The sequence below is a fragment of the Abyssibacter profundi genome, from assembly GCF_003151135.1.
Lineage (GTDB): Bacteria > Pseudomonadota > Gammaproteobacteria > Nevskiales > OUC007 > Abyssibacter > Abyssibacter profundi.
The window spans coordinates 1-15,379 of record NZ_QEQK01000005.1 but is presented as its reverse complement, the minus strand read 5'-3'; the positions used below and the strand labels follow the sequence as shown (position 1 = coordinate 15,379).

Sequence of the window (15,379 nt, the reverse complement as noted above, 5' to 3'; positions counted from 1 at the left end):
CTGTCACCGCCCGGCCGCAGGATGATTGGACAAGCCGCCCCGTCCGAAGGCGTCCTGTAAGACGTCACGTACTGGTCCGATCCGATGCCGGACCCGCCCGGACAGCCACCGTTGCGTGGCTGCGGGGGTCTCAACTGATGAGCACGTTACGCCGCGATTGTGCGCCGCACCATTGTCGGTGATTGCTGGGGCAGCGTCCAGCCCGCCGAAGCGGCGGGCCGCCACCGGCTGTCGATCAGCTGGCGTCTGGCGATTTGTAAATCACGCCATCTTTCATGACGAAACGCACATCCCTGAGCAGACCCACGTCTTCCAGCGGGTTGCCCGGCACCGCGATGATGTCGGCCACCAGCCCGGCTTCAATCGCCCCCTGCTGGTCCTCGCGGCCCAGCACGATGGCCGGGCTGAGGGTGGCGGAGCGAATCGCCTCGGCAGGCGGCATGCCGGCTGCGACCATGTAGACGAACTCCCAGGCATTGTCCCCATGGGCGGACACCCCGGAATCGGTCCCGAAGACAATCTTGACGCCGGCCTTGTAGGCCCGGCCAAAGGTGTCCTGAATCAGCGGGCCGATCGCCGCCGCCTTCGGACGGACCACTTCGGGGAAGAAGCCATCCACACGCGCCTTGTCCTCCACCCACTTGCCCGCAATGATGGTGGGCACGTACCAGGCGCCGTAGCGCTTGAATAAGTCGATGGTCTCGTCATCCATGTAGGTGCCGTGCTCGATCGTGGTCACCCCTGCACGGATCGCTCGCTTCATGCCCTCGGTGCCGTGGGCGTGAGCGGCCACGTGGAACCCGTAGTCCTTGGCCGTCTCGATAATCGCAGCCAGTTCCTCGTCACTGAACTGGGCGTTCTGTCCGCTGGATGCCACCGACAACACACCGCCGGTCGCGGTGATCTTGATCAGATCTGCCCCATCCTTGTAGCGCTGGCGCACGGCCTTTCGCGCATCCGCCGGACCGTTAATCACCCCCTGCTTGGGACCGGCGTCACCTTGCAGATCGGCCCGCATCCCATTGGTGGGGTCGGCGTGCCCGCCCGTGGTGGCCAGCGATTTACCTGCCGTAAAAATACGCGGCCCGGTGACCAGCCCCTGGGCAATCGCCTGTTTGAGGGCGATGGAGACGTTGTAGCTGTCACCCAGGTCACGCACGGTGGTGAACCCGGCCATGAGCGTGCGCTCGGCGTAGACCGCCGAACGAAACGCATAATCCGCCGGGTTGAGCTGGAACCGTTCCAGGTAGGTTCTGGGGCCGAACTCCGCGGTTAGATGGGTGTGCATGTCGGTCAGGCCCGGCAGGCAGGTCAGACCCTCCAGCACGCGGGCATCACCCGCCTCGGCGCCGACCTCAACCGACGCGATCCGTCCCGCATCAATGGTCACGAGTACCTGGTCCACCAAACGGCCACGCCGCACGTCGAGCATGGACTCGCAAAACAGGGTCTCGGCCGAAGCCAGCGAGGGCAGTAACAGGGTGAGCAGCAGCAGTCTGCGCATGACAACCATCGTATCCGGGTGAGGCCCGGAGTATCGCAGACCCGCCCCCGCCTGCGCTGATCAGGCGGGGGCGGTCGGCGTTATTCGTTGACGAACCGCACCGAGAACGCCATGTCGCCGCCCACCGAGAACTGGCCATTGGCCGGCGCCTGCAGGGCCGAGAAGGCCGCCCCGGTGATGTTGAACACGATCAGATCCTCCGTGCCCGCCGGGGCGTCGAGCGTGAATGGCACATCGATGGGAATAACCTGGCTACCCGTACCGCATTGGGCGGAGAACAACTGCGGGCTGCGCAGATTGCCATTGCGATCCCGGATCGACGTGCCCCGCTGCTCGCTGGGCTCGAAGGGCGTCTGGCCCTCCTCGAATCGCGTCATGACGATATTCAGCGGCCCCAGGCTGGTATTGCCCTGGAAGTTCTCGCAACGCAGTTCCCCCAGCAGCCGCATGTCGGTCTCGGCGGTGATGTTCGTGTAGAACACGCCATGCAAGCCCTGCTGCAGGCCGGGGCTCACACATTCCACTTCGCCGTGGGCGTAGGTTGCGCATTCGCCGGAGCCGGTCAGGCTGAACGATGCAGCCAGCGTCCCATCCGACTGCCCCTGATAATTGACGTCGGCATCCACATCACCGGTCAGGCTGATGCTTCGACACACATCGTCCGACGGATCGTCGTTGCCACGGTCATCCACCGAATAGCGTGTCGACTGATGCCCGTAGGTGGCCGAGAACCCCTCGGACCGATTGGCCCACAACGCGTTTTCGGGGGGCACATCAGGCGGCGTGTAAATGTCGTTTTCATTGACCAGCAGCTCCATCGTCTGGTCTTCGTCATGGTTGTCTTCCGGGCACCCATCGCCACCGGGTGAGTAAGTGCCGTTGCCGGCAATCGACGCGGCCGCCGCCGGGTACCAGACCTTCTTGATACAGCTGCTGCCCACGGTCACGGTGATGCTGTCCTCCACCGACGGATCTGCATCCGCCCGAACCGTAATCGTGACCGACTGCGTCGACCCCGGCGCCTCGTAGGTGGCCGTCAAATCCTGCGCGTTGACGATTTGCCCGGCCGATGCGGACCAGGTCACGGCCTGTTCGGTTTCATCGAATCCATTGAGCGTCGCCTCCAACGCCAGATTGCCACCCGGCAATAGACAGGCCCCCGACGGACTGATCTCGACAGTCGGGTCCAGGGTGATTTCGGCGATGGACTCACGCAGCGGGGTGCCCGCCGGCACGGTCTTGTTCTGACTGACGAACTTCACGAGCACCGGGTAGCGCTCGCGTTCGGTCGGTGTCTCGACGGTGACGGTGAAGAAGTCCCCCTCGAATCGGCGGTTGGTGATGGTCCCACGACCACCCAGCGTCTCGGCGGTAAAGGCGGCCGGATCATCTTCCGAATTGGCCACGGTGGCCGAAATTTCAACGGTCTCGCCCGGCTGCCCCACAACCGTGACCGAGGAGAGCAGCGATATGATCTGCTCCCGGACGGTGACCGTCGTCAGCTCCCGGATGGTCCGCGCCGAGCCAAAGGCCTCCGACTTGAGGTCGATCTGCAGCTCGGTGGCGCCGATGTCCGCCGGCACATAGGCATCATGGCGCGTAAAGGCGATGGTCGAGCCGATCAGCGACGCCTCCGTGTAGCGCTCATCGGTCACATCCACCGGGCCATACTCGGCCGCCCGCACCCGGAAGCAACTGTCCTGGGTGACCCGGTCCAGTTCGGCGTTGATCTGGTTGCTAAAGGCGAAACCACCCAACGTGGCCGCCGTGCCCACCGGCCCCGGCACCAGCCCCAAGGCCTGGATGATGCCCTGGGCACTGGCCTTGGCCAGATTGAATGCGCGGCCGTTTGCGGTGATCTCGGCCGACCACTGGCCCGGCGAGGTATCCGGACGGTCTTCGGTCATCACGGTATCTGCCATGACGGTCATACGGCCCAAAATTTGCGGCTCGCTGGCCAGCCGGGCCTCGTTGACGGTGTTGACGACAAACACCACCGCATTGCCCTTACCGAAGGCACCGCCAGTCCCGCCCACATTGGCGACTTCGCTGGAGCCGAACAATGTCCCCAGCGTACCCAGCACCTGTCGCGAGGTGCTGTTGCGCACCGCCGTCATGCGCGCGGCCAGTTCTGCGGCCGAGTTGATCTGGATATCGCGCGGCGGGAACTCCAGGCTGCCGCACTCCATCTTGTGATCGTCGTGCCGGTGGCGCTTCCAAACCGGTGCAGCCGGACGCAGCTTGGTCCCGGTCAAAGCATTGGCGGCATCGGTTTGCGCCTGCAGCTCGGCCTCCAGGCCGGAGGCCATCAGCAAGCGCTCGAAGAGATCGTCCCCATCGGCGGACTCGGCAGATGCCTGCTGCGCAAAGGAGCCGTCCTGGTCGGCATCGACGGCAAACTGTAGCCCCAGCTGTAGCGCCTGCTCCTGCACCGACAGGTCATCAGCATCGGCAGCGGCCAGGGTGTCGGGGTCCAGCCCCAGAGCGCGAATCTGGGCACGCACCCAGTCGGCCAGGGTGGCCTGCACCGTCTCCGCATAGTCGGCCGGCGCCTGCGGTAGCGGCAAGATCGTGAATGGCTGCGGCGGGCAGTGCATCAGCCCGTCCCCCAGTTCCAGCGCCACATCACCACCGTCGGCGGTCCCTGCCGGATGCAGCGGCACGACAAAACTGGCCGATCCGTCGCCCTGGCTTGTCAGCAGCAGGCCGCTCACGACGGACGCTCCGGCGTCATCCTCGCCCAGCACGCGGATACTGGCCTCGCCCATGGTGTCGGGCAGGCCGGACATGTCGATCCGGGCACCCGGAACGGCCTGGGCGGTCGACAGACTCAATGCCGGACAGGCCGTCTCGACGCCCAGAGGCGCTGCCAGCACATCGCCAGCCGACCCGTCGTCGACCGAGACGCCCCCGCCACCCCCGCAGGCTGAGACGAGAAGCGAGGCCATGGTGATCAGGCCGCAGGTGAATCGCGTATCGGCAGAGATGAACATCAAAGCGCTCCGTGCTGGATCTCGAACGATTAGGGTTAACCATGCCATGCGTAAACCGCGGCTTGAACCGGACATCGGTGCTGGCCCATGACGGCACCGTCGGCGAAAATACCGCGGTGAGCAGCCTGAAAATCCAATCGCTAGCCGGCCCGGATGCGCGCGAACTCGTTGATGAGTTGGCGCAGATCCGCATCCGCGTGTTTCGGGAATGGCCGTATCTCTACGACGGCAGCCTGTTGTATGAGCGCGGCTACCTGACCACCTACTTCGACTGTGCAGAGGCCCTGGTACTTGTCGCCAGGGACAACGACAAGATCGTCGGTGCGTCGACTGCCCTGCCCCTGGCTGCCGCCGAGCCCGACATGCAGGCGCCGTTTCAGCAGGCGGGACACCCGCTGGACGAATGGCTGTACTTTGGCGAATCCGTCGTCCTGCCGGCCTATCGCGGCCAGGGGCTCGGTCTGGGATTCTTTGCGGAGCGCGAGTCGCATGCCCTGTCGTTGGGCCTGCAGCACTGCACGTTCTGCGCGGTCGAGCGTCCGGCCGCCCACCCGGCCAGACCCGCCCACTACATCGGCAACGAGCGATTCTGGGAGAACCGGGGCTACCGACCGCTGCCGCTGCAATGCCGCTACGCCTGGCCGGATATCGGCGATGTGCAGTCGACGAACAAGACCATGCGGTTCTGGGGGCGGACGCTGCCCTCTGACTAAGCTCCGCCCGCGCCGATCGCGCCTGCAGAAGGTCGCTATCGGGCGGCCAAGGCCTCCAGCGCCTGTGGATCGAATCGCAGCTGCCCCTGGTCCCGGTTGGCAATGGCAAACGTGCCGGTGAGATCCCACACCGTCCAGCCGAAACCAGCGCCCTCGATCAGCCCGCGCGCGTCGCGCAACCAGCGGGCCCTATCGGACGCCGGTGCTTGTTGGATCACGCCGAATTCGGTGCATTGCACGACCAGGTCGTACTGCCCGGCCCACTGCGCCACCAGTTCGATCTGAGCCGCCAGTTTGTCGCGGGTCCAGCGCTGCCGGCCGTAGTGTTCGACATGCGGACGCGCGCCGGGGTCGGCTCGCTCGGCAGCATCTGCAACCGCGTCCAACGAGCTGGGATAGGGCAAATCTCGCATCCGTTGCCACATCTCCCAACCCCAGTCCGCGCCCTGGTGGGTGAAATTGTGCGGGGTGTAGAAATGAAAGCCGTAGATCACATTGCGATCCGGCAGCGGGGCCAGCATGGCCAGGTCCACCGGATCGGAATAATGCGCGCCGCTGACCAATACCGTGTGACGTGGCGCCTCGCCGCGAATGGTCTCCAGCAACTGCCGCTGCATCGGCGCCCAGGCCCAGGGGTTGTCGATTTCGGGTTCGTTCAGAATCTCGAAGACCAGCCGGTCAACGGGCAGATCGGACAGTTGGCTGGCCAGCTGAGCCCATTGCGCAGCCAGCACCGAGGCCTTTCCCCCACTGGCGAACAGCCGTTGCTTGGCCGCTGAATCCATCTGAATGGCGAGAATAACCGCCAGATCGGCCGCGATGATGCGATCAAGATCGGCTCGCAGATTCGACAGCCGGTCCTGTAGCAGCACGGACGGGCGGGCCGGATCGAAGATGCGCATCGGTTCGATGGGCAAGCGGACATGCCCAAACCCCTGCGCCCTGACGGCCGCCAGATCCTGCGGGCTCATGGCATGGGCCGAGCGAATCACCGCATTGGGCGCAGGCCCGGTCCACCAATGCGACAGGTTGACACCCTGGGCGAGCGCGGCGACCAGGGCAGGCGACGGCGCGGTGTCTGCGCGCCATCGGTCGCAGCCAACAAGCGAGGCGGCACCCAGCAGCAGGACAATCCAGTGACAGAACCGATGAGGTGAACGACGCGGACGATGGAAGAGCATGCGAATCCTGGGGACGGGGGAGCAACACACGGGTTTGCGACTCCACGGCATTGTGCACAACATCCCGCCAAGACGACTGATACACTGCAATCCAACGCTGGAAGCGCTTGAATTACATGAAACAAATCGTCCTGGCTGTAGGTGCGGCGGCCGTCCTTGCGATGCCTGCGCACGCCGATTGGCGTTATCTGATTCTGAACGAGCCGCTGGACCAGCCGGTTCGTGAACAACCGGCCCAACCGATGCTGCCCGCGAGCCGCGGCGATCATCGCGTGGATGCCGTGCTGGACATCGTGATGAACGGTGGCCTGCGCGGGCAGGCCGAGGTCATCATGACGGCGAACGACGACATTCTCGTCTCCGGCGAAGGCGCGCGTCTGGCCGGGCTCGGCTTCGGCCCCGGCGACGCAGTCCCGGAACTGGGCTTTTTCTATCCGGTGGATGAGTTACGGCCGGCCGTGCGGGCGCAAATCCAGGGCAACCAGCTGCTGATGCAAACCGGTGTCGATACGGCGCTGCATCGCACCCCGGGCATTAGCCGCTCTGAGAGCAGGCCGGCCCTGGCACCGATTCCTGATCGCGCACCGGGGTTCCAGACCCAGCCGCTGGCCGTGGCGCCTGCCCCGGCACCGGCCGCGCCGACCCTGGCCCTCGAACCCGAGCTCGACGCAGCACCGCCGCCGGTTACGCGCAGACATCAACTGCCCTGGCCCGAGGTCTTGAGCACCCCGATGCCCAGCAGCGGCGCATCACGCACCTACCGCCAGGCGGAGGTCATGGTGTCCGTCGACGGTCAGCCGCGCGGGGTGCTGATTGCCGCCCTTGGCCCGGATAATACGCCCCAATTGGCGCCTGAAGACCTTCAGGCCCTGCGCCTACCGGTCCCGGCAGAGGCGGTCGATCGGGGGTTTGCGGTACCGGACGACCTGACGCAGACGTACAGCACGCAATATGACCCGGCGGCCCTGGAGTTACGGCTGTCGACGCGCGCACCGGATCGCTGGTATCTGGCCGAGGACGATCGCGATGAAGCAACGTGTACCGAGCATGGCCCACGTCGGTCCGGACCGGGCATGCGCCGGAGAGATTGCTAATGCCCCTGCTGCGACTCGCCGCCCCACGCCCTGACCATCTCGGCGTGCAAGACGGACGATTGGCGGCCTGCCCGCGTGCGCCGAAGTGCGTGTCGTCCCAATCAACCAGCCGCCGCCACACCATTGCGCCACTGCCGATCCGGGAATCAGTGCAGGCCAGCATGCGCCGCATTACCGATCTGCTACTGGAGTGGCCTGGCGCCGAACTCATCACCGAACAACCGGGCTATCTGCACGCGGAGTTCTCGACGCGTCTCCTCGGCTTTGTCGACGATGTTGAATTCCTGCCGGTTCCAGGGGAAGGCGTGATCCACCTACGCTCCTGCTCGCGGCTGGGCTATTCCGACCTCGGCGCTAATCGCTCGCGCATCGAGGCGATTCGCGACGCCTACCTCAACACCGACTGACGGGGCTTGCCCGTTGCCGCCTCAGGCAATGCCGAGCGCGCGCACGGTCTCCATGTTCAGGTAGCGATCAACCGGCAAACCATTGGCGCGCTGAAACGCATTCACCGCCTCCATGGTGCGCTGACCAATCACGCCATCGATGGGCCCTGGATTGAATCCACGGGCCTGCAACGCTTGCTGCAGGCGCTGGATCATGCCGGGGGTCATGTTGGTTTCGCAGAGCACGGGCCGCCATTCAAGCCGCGCCGGTTCGACCAACTCCTCGGTCTGTACCGTGCCGTACTGGGGCGGCACGGCCACCCGCTGCGCCTGCGCAGGCTGCACAACCCGCTGTACCGGCACATTGCGAACCTCGGCTGGGACCGTCACGCGCTGGACCTGCGCCGGCTGCACCATGACCCGGCGGGTCACGGTCCTGTATTCGGCAGGCTCTTCCACCAGACACATGATTTCGCCCGTTGCGTGATCAATCCGCTCGATCGGGCCACGTCCGCGCTTCCAAACCATGCGCGCCGGACGCACCAGCACGCGTTCGGTCACGTCGCGGAACTGGGCCGGTACCGTGCGCATCTCTTCGTAAGCTTCACGAACCACGACCTGCTGCGTCTCGGTCACGGTTCGGGCCGGCTGCGTCACCAACCGCTCGTGGCCGGGTGCAGTCTCCACCTGACGACTCACCGTGCGGTAGCGCGCAGGCTTGCGCACCAGCGCATAGCACTCACCCGCCCGGGCGGTGGGCATCGGCGGAATTCCGGTCACGGAGTAGCGCTGGTCGGCATCTGCTGCCGGCAGAATCGGCGTCGAGGCGGTCTGACTCGCGACCATGCGCGGCTCGCGCACAATGTCTTCGCGGCGATAACCGACAGGCCGCGCGCTCGGCTGGCTGACCTGACGCGGCACATCCGCCAGGTGTCGATCGAAGAAGCTATCGCGACGCGCCTGGCGCGCACGAATCGCCTGCTGCTCCGCCAGACGCTGGGCTGTCAGCGCCTCTTGCTGCCGAGCATAGGTCTGCGGCTCAAATGCCGGCGCCGAGGTTGCCGATTCGTTCGGGAATGCGCGACGTTCATAGGCCTCCACCGTACCCTGGGGGTTGTAGACCGGGGGTGGGGGCACCGCATTGGATGGCTGCCAGCGATCGGCCACATCACGCGAGGTGACATAGGTGGGGTAGCCGGACTCAACCGCGCTCCACTCGGAGGCATCACGTTCCCAGCCATCCGTGGTCTGACACCCCATCAGCAGGCTGGCAGTCAGTCCACCCACCACCATCAGGCAGGACCGGGTTGTTCTCGCCTCAACGCGCGCCATCAGCGGTTCTCCATGAACTTGAGGGGACTATAGCGAGGTCTACAGAGCCCGTCGATGGACGGCGGAGCGTTCACAACACATTGAATCTTCGAGAGGTTCCGCACTAACGCCACTGGGTGCCCCCGTTCGCATCACCCCGCCAACGCCAAGCGCAGGCCGATGACACAGAGCAACACGCCAAATCCACGCTTGAGCATGGCCGCCGGCAACCAGTGCGCCAACCGTGCACCCCAGGGCGCTGCCAGCATGCTGGCGGCGGTAATGCCCAGCACCGCAGGCCACAGCACATAACCAAGGCTGTGCGGCAGTCGCCCCGGTTCGGCCCAGCCGGTCACCAGATAACCGGCCACGCCCGCGACGGCGATCGGCAAGCCGCAGGCTGCCGACGTGCCCACCGCACGCACCATCTGCACACGACAGGCGGATAGAAGCGGCACCGTCAGCGACCCACCGCCAATCCCGATGAGCGCCGACAGACTGCCGATCAACCCGCCGGCTGTGCTCAAACCCACGGCGCCCGGCAATGCGAAGCGTCCCTCGGCGCGGCGCTGCTGGACAACCATGCGAAAACCGATGAGCAAGGCCGCCACACCGAATATGCGCTGCAGCATCAATCCGTCGAACAGGTCGGCAATGAACGCACCCGCCAGCGACCCCACTAACAAGCCTGGGGCCAATCGCCGGAACAACGGCCAATCCACCGAACCACGATGATGGTGCGCGCGAATGGACGACAATGCGGTGAACACCACGCAGGCCAGCGAGGTCGCGATGGCCTGGTGCACCATGGCCGGTGCATCCAGGCCCTGCAACGCAAAGACGGCCAACAGGCCGGGCACGAGGACAGCACCGCCGCCGATACCCAGCAGCCCCGCGAGCACCCCTGCAACGGTACCCATGAATAAATAGATCAGTAGAATGCTGAGCAATATTGACGCCCTCTTTACCCGCCGCGAGTATCCGGTTCACCCCGGTCAGCGGCAAGCGATGGTCTATGACGTGTCCGCGGAAATACCGGCTTATACGGCGACTGATTGGGGTGGCCGTGGCCACCGCGATGGCGCTGCCCCTCACCGCCCAGGCGGTGAGCGATGCCGACAGACAAGCCTTTGCGCAAGCATTGGAGGCCATTGAGTCAGGCGAGCGAACAACGCTGCCCACCGGGCTCAAGGAGCACCCGCTCTACCCGTATCTCGAGTCAAAACTGCTGCGCCGGCAGATCTGGAAAAGTCCGGGCGATGCGACCGATCTGGCCATTATCGACTGGCTGGATCGCCATGGTGATCTGCCGCTGGCCGATGATTTCCGTGCCGACTGGCTGATGAGTCTGCCCAAGCGCGGAGAATGGGGTCGCCTGCATCAGCACTACCAGCCCACCCGGCGCGGCACGCTCAACTGTCACTACCTGCACGCCCGCATCCGCCTAGAGCCCAAGCCGGCCGTGCTGGCCGATGCCCGGGCGCAATACGTGGTGGGTAAGAGTCAGCCAGACGCCTGCGACCCGGTTTTCGACTGGTTGGAAGACGAGGGCGAGCTGACCGTCGAGATGCTGCGCAAGCGCATCATGCTGGCCATTGATGCCGGCCAGCCGGGGCTGGTGCGCTACCTGGTCAAACAACTTCCGGCCAAGGACAGCACCCGGGCCTTTGCCAACAGCTGGCTGGAAATGCGTCAGGGTTCTGCCCGATACCTGGGCAAGGTCATCCGCAGCGGCCGGTTGCCGAAGGCTGACGAACCCATTGTGGCCGAGGCCTTTAACCGCCTGTCCCGCTTCGACTCGGCCCGCGCCTGGGACGAGATTGTCGCCTTCTCGCAGGTCTTCGAAGACCGCAAGTCACTCATTGTCCGTGCCCGACGGGACATCGCACTGGGGCTGGCCTACGACCGCGATGCCCGCGCGATCCCGATGTTCCGCTCCGTGCCCACGTCCACGCTGGGGCCGTCCTCACGCGAATGGCGCGTCCGCTCGGCACTTTATTATCAAGACTGGGACCAGGCACGCCGCTGGATTCTCGACATGCCCGAGGACCAGCGCGAATCCGAAACCTGGCAGTACTGGCTGGCCCGCGCCGAAGCCGCCACCGGCCGCGCAGCCCAGGCGCGCAATCGGTTCCGTCAAGTGGCGCAAGACCGCAGCTACTACGGCTATCTGGCGGCCGATGAACTCGATCTGCCCTACGCCATGAACCATGTCCGCGCGCCGGTAGACGCCGATGCGCAGGCCCGATTCCGCCGCCTGGCCGGCACCGTGCGCGCACGCGAGTGGTGGCTCATCGACCGCCCACGTGAAGCACGGCAGGAATGGAAGGCGGTCACCAAAGACCTGCAGCGCAAGGATTTGATGCAGGCCGCCCTCGTCGCCCACGGCTGGGGCTGGCATGAACAGGCCATCATCACCCTGGCCCAGTCGAAGTACTGGGCCGACCTGGATGTTCGTTACCCCCTGCCCTACAGCAACGAGGTCATTCGCCTGGCCAGCGAATTCGGCATCACCCCAGAGGACATCTGGGCCATCACCCGCTCGGAGAGTTTGTTCGCGCGCGATGCCCGCTCCTATGCCGGCGCTCGCGGATTGATGCAGCTCATGCCCGCCACTGCCCGCGAAGTCGCCCGCAAGGACGGCCTGCGCTACGGCGGGGTCGATGATCTCTACACGCCGGATATCAATCTGCGACTGGGCACCCGCTATCTGGCGCAGTTACTGGAACGCTACGACGGCAGCCTGGCGCTGGCTGCGGCGGCGTATAACGCCGGCCCGCACCGGGTCGACCGCTGGAAGCCGGACTACCCCATCGAAACTGCCATCTGGGCGGAGAACATCCCGTTCAATGCCACGCGCGACTATGTCCAAAAAGTCTTGAAGCACGCCACGGGGTTCCATTGGCAGCGCACCGGCCATCCGATGCGTGTGAGCCTGCGCCTGGGCGATATCGAAGCCGAGACCGAGGTTGCTGAGTGACTGAGACCTGGCTGGTCGGCGGCGCGGTCCGTGACGCGCTGCTCGGCCGCCCGGTGCACGAGCGCGACTGGGTGGTCGTGGGCAGCACACCTGAGGCGCTGTTGGCCCAGGGCTATCGTCCCGTTGGCAAGGATTTCCCCGTCTTTCTCCATCCTGAGACACAGGAGGAGTACGCACTGGCGCGCACCGAGCGCAAGTCCGGTCGGGGGTACCACGGCTTTGAATTTCACGCCGCACCCGACGTGACACTGGAAGAGGACCTGCGCCGCCGCGACTTCACCGTCAATGCCATTGCCCAGGCGCAGAACGGTCAGCGTGTCGACCCCTATGGCGGCGAAGCCGATCTTCAGGCCCGCATCCTGCGGCATGTGTCGCCCGCGTTTGTAGAAGACCCGCTACGCGTGCTGCGCGCCGCCCGCTTCATGGCGGAGCTCGCCCCCTGGGACTTCCAAGTGGCCGACGAGACGCGAGAGGTCATGCGCCAGCTCAGCGCCAGCGGCGAACTGGACACCCTGGCCGCCGAACGGCTGTGGCAAGAAACTCGACGCGCCCTGATGTCACCGGCACCACAGCGCTATTTCGAAACGCTGCGGGACTGCGGCGCCCTGGCCGTGCTGTTTCCAGAAGTCGACGCCCTGTTCGGTGTGCCGCAACCGCCGAAGCACCACCCGGAGATCGACTGCGGCGTCCATTTGATGATGGTGCTGGCGCAGTCCGCCCGGCTGGACCACCCGTTGGAAGTCCGCTTCGCAGCCCTTTGCCACGATCTAGGCAAGGGCATCACACCGGCCGATATCCTGCCCAGCCACCGCGGCCACGAAGCCGCCGGCGTCCCGTTGACGCGGGCACTTTGCGAGCGCCTCAAGGTTCCCAACAGCTGCCGCGACCTGGCTATCCTGGTCACACGCGAACACCTCAACGCCCACCGCGCGCTCGAACTACGCCCCGAAACCGTTCTGCGTCTATTAGAGCGTCTTGATGCATTCCGCCGACCGGAGCGGGTCGAACAGTTCATGCAGGCCTGCGAAGCCGATGCACGCGGCCGCACCGGCTTCGAGGACAGGGACTACCCGCAGGCGGCCTACCTGGCCGCCATGTTCGATGCCGCCAGCAGCGTCAGCACACGGGAGATCGCCGAAGCCGGGCACCAGGGGCCCGCCTTTGGTCAAGAGCTGTCCCGTCGACGCAAGCGGGCCATCGAAACCGCGCGTGCCGACTATCCGGCAGGCTGAACCCGGGTCAGCGCCCGTTCATGGCGCTCATGTGCGCCACACCGCGCAATCTCAATCTCCAAGCCCAGTACCAACGGCTGTAGGCAGCGGGAAAGCCGTCACGAGAGGAACAAGGTAATCCGCAGGAACAGGGGACAGAGTGCGGTTTTTAGAACAAACTCCTGTGCCCGTTGACTTCCGGCTTACAGGGCTGGCCGGAATCGCCAAGGGGGGACGCCGAGCCAACTTCCACGTAAAGGGCGCCCCCCCTTTACCGCTGGAGTTGGCTGACACGGTCGTCCGTGATTCTCTGAGTTCGGCCGCCGAGGGCAGTCAATCTCCCGCTGATCCAGCTCCCCAAGAACTATGAATACCAATCCTTCATGGATGAGGCTTGAAGCTCAATTAAAATGAAAACGAAGATCCTGTCGTTCAAGATTGCAATGCGTTACGCCGTTCCGCTAAAAATATTCTTTCTGCTGGTGGCACTTTATTTTGCGAATCATGCGTTTAACATCATATCTGAAGGTCAGTATGTAACGAGAAGTGGAGCCGTTTCGACGCCAAAAGAGTATAGCTTTCTTTTTTATCTTTACTTTATTAGGTCGGTATTTTTTTCTGTGCTTGCAGGGCACTATTCATTGGCCGGCGTCAAGATAGAAAGATAAGCAACTTTACGCCGAGATCGAAATTACCGAAATAGGGGACAGACCACGGTTTAAAGCATTTCCAGAAAACGTGGTCTGTCCCCTATTGCTAGCCGACGCTGCCCCCGACCTTTCAACCTTTCAATCCAGGCGATGTGCTGCCCTCTGCGGCCTGCCGGTGGGCAGAAAGTGAGTCGCGTGTAGCCTAAGGAGATACGCTGGACACGTTAATAGTCGAGGGCTACGCTGCCTAGCAGGAGGAAGGCAATATGGCGAGTTGAGCGTTCGAAACTGTCTTTTCGATGACCGAGAGCAGCGCCATGCCAGTTGTTGACCGGATTCGGCAGATACGCCAAGACCGCCGCTGGTCAAAAGTCGAGTTGGGCGAGCGCGTGGGGGTGCATCAAAAACAAGTGTTCGCCTACGAGCGCGGGGGCAATCTGCCGCCCACCGAGGTGCTGATCAAGATGGCCGCGGTGTTCGACGTGACGCTTGACGACCTAGCCTTCGAGGCCAAGGGCCAACCGGCATCGATCAATATCCAGGATCGGGAATTCTTACGTCGCTTCGAGGCGCTGGATCATCTGACCGAGCCGGAAGAGCATCTGGCCAAAAAAATTCTGGACCTGGCGAACCTCAAGAATCGCTTCCCATTACTGGCCCAAAACGGCGCGGAGGCAGCCTGATGGACTATCAATCTCGCATCACGCTCGAGCCCGGCAAGCGCGGCGGCAAGCCCTGCGTCCGGGGCCTGCGCATCGCCGTGTATGACGTGCTGGACTGGCTATCCCAGGGGATGAGCGAGGCCGACATCCTGGCCGACTATCCGGAGTTGGCCGTGGAGGACATCCGCGCCTGCCTGGCCTTTGCGGCCAAGCGCGAGCATCAGTTGACGGCGATTCACAGCAGCTAAAGGAAAAGTCCTCGTTGAAGGTGCTGCTGGATCAGAATCTGTCGCGCCGGATGCTGCCTGCCCTGGAGCCCCTGTTTCCCGGCTCCAGTCAGGTAGCGCTGCTCAATCTGGATACCGCCGATGATCGGGCGATCTGGCAGTACGCCAAGGACAACGGCTTTGCCATCGTGACGCTGGATTCGGACTTCCACGCGAAATAGGGGACAGACCACGGTTTAAAGCACTTCCAGAAAACGTGGTCTGTCCCCTATTGCTCTCTCTTGGTCTGTCCCCTATTGCTCTCTCTGCAACAAATACCGGTCGTGTCCCCGGACGTGGTGTAAGAAGCCACCGAGCCCGTTGGCAGTCTGAGGCATGGCTTCATGCAGCCGGTAGGTAGAGTGCCTCGCCGTCATCGGCGTTGCAATTGGCCTGCAGGCTTTCGGCACTCATGTAGCGCCGGCTGA

Annotated in this window: 13 protein-coding genes; 8 read left to right on the top strand and 5 right to left on the bottom strand. The window is 64.3% G+C overall.

Features of this window, described 5'->3' with window-relative positions; genetic code table 11:
• Positions 1–235 precede the first annotated feature (235 nt).
• Both DEH80_RS05840 and DEH80_RS05835 read right to left on the bottom strand, forming a co-directional pair.
• Complete coding sequence (locus DEH80_RS05840; RefSeq protein ID WP_207774493.1) at positions 236–1,504, bottom strand: metal-dependent hydrolase family protein; 1,269 nt, start codon at positions 1,502–1,504, stop codon at positions 236–238.
• Positions 1,505–1,584: 80 nt separating this feature from the next.
• Positions 1,585–4,497: a COG1470 family protein gene (locus DEH80_RS05835; RefSeq protein WP_109719554.1), complete on the bottom strand. Its 2,913-nt coding sequence runs from the start codon at positions 4,495–4,497 to the stop codon at positions 1,585–1,587.
• A gap of 41 nt (positions 4,498–4,538) precedes the next feature.
• Between DEH80_RS05835 and DEH80_RS05830 the strand changes: the two genes are divergently transcribed.
• Positions 4,539–5,210, top strand: coding sequence for a GNAT family N-acetyltransferase (locus DEH80_RS05830; RefSeq protein ID WP_109719553.1), 672 nt, complete (start codon positions 4,539–4,541; stop codon positions 5,208–5,210).
• A gap of 35 nt (positions 5,211–5,245) precedes the next feature.
• Here DEH80_RS05830 and DEH80_RS05825 read toward each other — a convergent pair whose 3' ends face one another.
• Positions 5,246–6,391 (bottom strand): glycoside hydrolase family 5 protein, encoded by a 1,146-nt coding sequence (locus tag DEH80_RS05825; protein WP_165831319.1) that lies wholly within the window; start codon positions 6,389–6,391, stop codon positions 5,246–5,248.
• A gap of 116 nt (positions 6,392–6,507) precedes the next feature.
• Between DEH80_RS05825 and DEH80_RS05820 the strand changes: the two genes are divergently transcribed.
• Together DEH80_RS05820 and DEH80_RS05815 are read left to right on the top strand one after the other, a co-directional pair.
• The gene (locus DEH80_RS05820; protein WP_109719551.1) at positions 6,508–7,485 is read left to right on the top strand and encodes a hypothetical protein; all 978 of its coding nucleotides are present in this window, start codon (positions 6,508–6,510) and stop codon (positions 7,483–7,485) included.
• Complete coding sequence (locus tag DEH80_RS05815) at positions 7,485–7,892, top strand: DUF1499 domain-containing protein (protein WP_109719550.1); 408 nt, start codon at positions 7,485–7,487, stop codon at positions 7,890–7,892. Before DEH80_RS05820 ends, DEH80_RS05815 begins: the two co-directional genes overlap by 1 nt.
• Before the next feature lie 21 nt (positions 7,893–7,913).
• On the opposite strand, the gene DEH80_RS05810 is transcribed toward DEH80_RS05815, so the two are convergent.
• Together DEH80_RS05810 and DEH80_RS05805 are read right to left on the bottom strand one after the other, a co-directional pair.
• Positions 7,914–9,203, bottom strand: a complete 1,290-nt coding sequence (locus tag DEH80_RS05810; RefSeq protein ID WP_133249129.1) for a peptidoglycan-binding domain-containing protein — start codon at positions 9,201–9,203, stop codon at positions 7,914–7,916.
• Positions 9,204–9,334: 131 nt separating this feature from the next.
• Positions 9,335–10,132, bottom strand: a complete 798-nt coding sequence (locus DEH80_RS05805; protein ID WP_207774492.1) for a sulfite exporter TauE/SafE family protein — start codon at positions 10,130–10,132, stop codon at positions 9,335–9,337.
• Between the two features lie 128 nt (positions 10,133–10,260).
• Here DEH80_RS05805 and DEH80_RS05800 point away from each other — a divergent pair, with 128 nt between their 5' ends.
• From DEH80_RS05800 to DEH80_RS05775, 5 genes are all read left to right on the top strand, one after another.
• Positions 10,261–12,162: a transglycosylase SLT domain-containing protein gene (locus DEH80_RS05800; RefSeq protein WP_165831318.1), complete on the top strand. Its 1,902-nt coding sequence runs from the start codon at positions 10,261–10,263 to the stop codon at positions 12,160–12,162.
• Entirely contained in the window at positions 12,159–13,394 is a 1,236-nt protein-coding gene (locus DEH80_RS05795; RefSeq protein ID WP_109719546.1) for a multifunctional CCA addition/repair protein, read from the top strand. Before DEH80_RS05800 ends, DEH80_RS05795 begins: the two co-directional genes overlap by 4 nt.
• Positions 13,395–14,340: 946 nt before the next feature.
• Positions 14,341–14,706 carry a helix-turn-helix domain-containing protein gene (locus DEH80_RS05785; protein WP_207774491.1) on the top strand — a complete coding sequence of 122 codons (366 nt, stop codon included), beginning with the start codon at positions 14,341–14,343 and terminating at the stop codon, positions 14,704–14,706.
• On the top strand, positions 14,706–14,933 hold the full coding sequence (locus tag DEH80_RS05780; RefSeq protein WP_109719543.1) for a DUF433 domain-containing protein: 228 nt from the start codon (positions 14,706–14,708) through the stop codon (positions 14,931–14,933). The genes DEH80_RS05785 and DEH80_RS05780 overlap by 1 nt, the downstream gene beginning before the upstream one ends.
• A 20-nt stretch (positions 14,934–14,953) precedes the next feature.
• Complete coding sequence (locus tag DEH80_RS05775; protein WP_243412772.1) at positions 14,954–15,133, top strand: DUF5615 family PIN-like protein; 180 nt, start codon at positions 14,954–14,956, stop codon at positions 15,131–15,133.
• Positions 15,134–15,379: the final 246 nt, after the last annotated feature.